Annotated in this window: 3 protein-coding genes; 1 reads left to right on the top strand and 2 read right to left on the bottom strand. The window is 65.0% G+C overall.

Annotated features, from left to right (window positions below):
* Positions 1–329, top strand: a 329-nt coding sequence (locus F600_RS26210; protein ID WP_018158520.1) for a hypothetical protein, incomplete at its 5' end; no start/stop codon positions are given.
* A gap of 95 nt (positions 330–424) precedes the next feature.
* Here F600_RS26210 and F600_RS0100015 read toward each other — a convergent pair.
* Both F600_RS0100015 and F600_RS0100010 read right to left on the bottom strand, forming a co-directional pair.
* Positions 425–1,165 carry a hypothetical protein gene (locus F600_RS0100015; RefSeq protein WP_156024329.1) on the bottom strand — a complete coding sequence of 247 codons (741 nt, stop codon included), beginning with the start codon at positions 1,163–1,165 and terminating at the stop codon, positions 425–427.
* Positions 1,166–1,242: 77 nt separating this feature from the next.
* Positions 1,243–2,490, bottom strand: a complete 1,248-nt coding sequence (locus tag F600_RS0100010; RefSeq protein ID WP_156024328.1) for a cytochrome P450 family protein — start codon at positions 2,488–2,490, stop codon at positions 1,243–1,245.
* Positions 2,491–2,718: the final 228 nt, after the last annotated feature.

Raw genomic sequence — 2,718 nt, 5'->3', positions numbered from 1 at the left:
ACAACTCGACCGACCAGACGATGACCCTCACCGGTGACTACACCTCAGCCGGCGACTTCATCGCCGGACCGCAGGAAACCCTCGCACCGCACTCGAGCGAGATCGTCACCGCCTCGGTGGACAACTTCGGCGGACTGACCGCAGTTGTGAACTACGGCGTCCCGGACACCAACACGATCGTCACCTTCCAGGCCAACAACAACGCCGGTGCGGCATCGACGGATGGCACTCAGATCGGCGGCACGCACCACAACCGCTACGACGTCATGACCAACGTCGACACCGGCTTCCCCACGATGAATGCCGTCTACACGATCTTCCCGGTCTAGAAGGAGTCGCCTACTGACATGCCCTAGCTAGTGGTCAATCACGAACCGAGAGTGGTCATTCCCACTAAGGGGGGAATGGCCACTCTCGGCATTCTTCAACTTCCCGGCCGGTGTCCGAAGTGCTGGATGTGCCCGGCCCACGTCGTGTCTAAGCGCACCAGCAGAAGCGCGCACCCGACACCTAACGCTGCAGTGGCCAACAGAACCACGCCGCGTAGCCACACGCCGGGCACGCGCGCGGGGGTTTGCACAGCGTCGCGCAACGTGATGAAACCCGGCACCAGGCGGCCAAGAACGTGGAGACCGGTCACGGCGAGCCAGACCCAGAAGAAGGCCTGGTGAACGGTGACCCAGTCCACGCGTGAGCCGAGCACACGCAGCAGCACGGTGCGGCTTTCGTCCTGACCGATGAGTATGAGGACGACTCCGCTGGCGAGCAGACCGATCGTCGTGAGGACCACGAACGGCCCGGCGACTCGGAGCAGCAACGGCGGCGGACCGGCGATCTCGTAGCGCTTCGCACCGAGGTAGTAGCCGAGCATCCGCCAACCCGTCGAGCCGAGTTTGAGCAGGACCGGGGGTATGGCCAGGGCGCCGATCGCGATGTGCCACGTGACGAGCGCCTCGACGTCGATGAGCGTCAGGCCCTCGGCGGCGAACAGGACCAGCAGAACGAGGCCGAGCCAAGCGGTCAGACGGGCGTTGCCGGCGGGCCCTCCGGATCGCGGCGCCACCGCGTCGGTTCGCTCTTCGAGACCCAACGCAACCTGTGCGGTGCCGGCCAGCCAGGCGGGTAACTCATCGATCCGACGGATCAACCCAAGTGGAAGTTGCACAGTCTCAGTGAACGTCGAATCCCAGTGACCGCGAAACCAAATGATGCATCTCGCGCGAACGCGCCGGCCGCGGATGATTAGGCGACAACGACGTCCGCGCCACTGAACAGGAGATCACGGGGTCGCGATGTCTCGGTTCCATCGGGCGTCACGAGTCGCGCCTCCGGTGCCAGTTCGTAAAGCCGCGTCAGGAACACCTCGATCGCAACGGTCGCCAGACTCTTGCCCGGGCAGACGTGGCGACCGAATCCGAAGGTCAGCGGTAGCTTTCCACTCGCACCAAGGTCCAGGCAGTTGGGGAAGGCTCGGGGGTCGCGGTTCGCCGCCGCAAACATCGCGAGAATCGGCCCCTTGTGCAGGGTCGTTCCACTCTTGAGCGTCAACGGCCTCTGCGCCCGCCGCTTCCACGCCACCAAGCCCGGATCGAGTTGGAGAATTTTGCCGATCACCGACGGAGCCGTGGTCGGTTCGCCCAACATCGACCACCACGATCGACCCGGGTCGGACAGCAAACGGTCGAGACCTTGCTGGATGCTGCCGCTCACGGTGTGGACGCCCGCGGCCAGACAGTTCGCCATCGTCGAAATCGCGATCCGACGGGGGAGTCCGGCGTCGAGCAGACGAGTGTGGAAGCCGTCGGCACCCGGGCTCCCGCGCAAGGCCGCGCTGCTGACGGTGAACAACTGACCGAGCGCCTCGACCGCGCCGGCCAGGTGTCGACTGCGCATATCGCGTCCGAGCAGGCCCGATTGTGCGCCGCTCCAGGTCGCTACTTTGCTCCAGTCCGCCTGCGGGAGTCCGACTCGCGAGCCTGTCACACGCGCGGCATAGGCGATCGATGCCGCCGTGACGTCGAGTGCGACACCTGCTCGCTTGCCGTTTCCGGCGGTCACCGCGTCGATGGCCGCATCGAAATGCCGACCGAGTTCGCGGACGACGTCGGCGCGTTCGCCGGCACCGATGGTGAAGTGCCCGTCGGGGCCCGCCATGGTGTTCCACACCCGCTTGTGCAAGTCGTGGTCCGTCAGGTTCGCCGTGGCCTTCGCCGGTAGCGGCACGAGGTGACGAAGGAAGGGCGGGATTGCACCTGGTGTCGCCATGATCCGCGGGAATCCGACCAGCGGATCCAGCGAATTGGAGTTCGAGATCCCGTCCGATACCGCTTCCAAGACCTCGCGGACGTCGTCGTACCGCCAGATCAGCTGAAGCCCGCTGCGGTGGCGGAACGTCGCTTCCGGCCATTCGTGAAGCTCGGCGTATCGCCGGTCGCGTTCGCGGAACGGCAGCTCGTTTGCCGTGACGGCGAGAAACGGAAACTCATTCACGGGCCACCCCATTTTCGTCGCGGCGCGGTCAATCGCCGGCACGCGAAACTGTATCGGACAGCGGCGGTTTCGGCCGCTCGCTGTCCCCCGATTGGGGGAACGTGGTTTCCCCTGGTGGATGGCCTGTTTGGCTGATCAGGTCGAGGCCTGGTTCGCGGGAAAGTTAATGCATCGCCGGAACACACCGGCACAGAAACTTCTCCCGATAAGGACCACGGACATGAACAC

This window comes from Smaragdicoccus niigatensis DSM 44881 = NBRC 103563 (assembly GCF_000380645.1).
In the GTDB taxonomy this organism is placed as follows: Bacteria; Actinomycetota; Actinomycetes; order Mycobacteriales; family Mycobacteriaceae; genus Smaragdicoccus; species Smaragdicoccus niigatensis.
The sequence above is the reverse complement of the archived record's forward strand: the minus strand, read 5'-3'. Positions and strand labels throughout refer to the sequence as shown.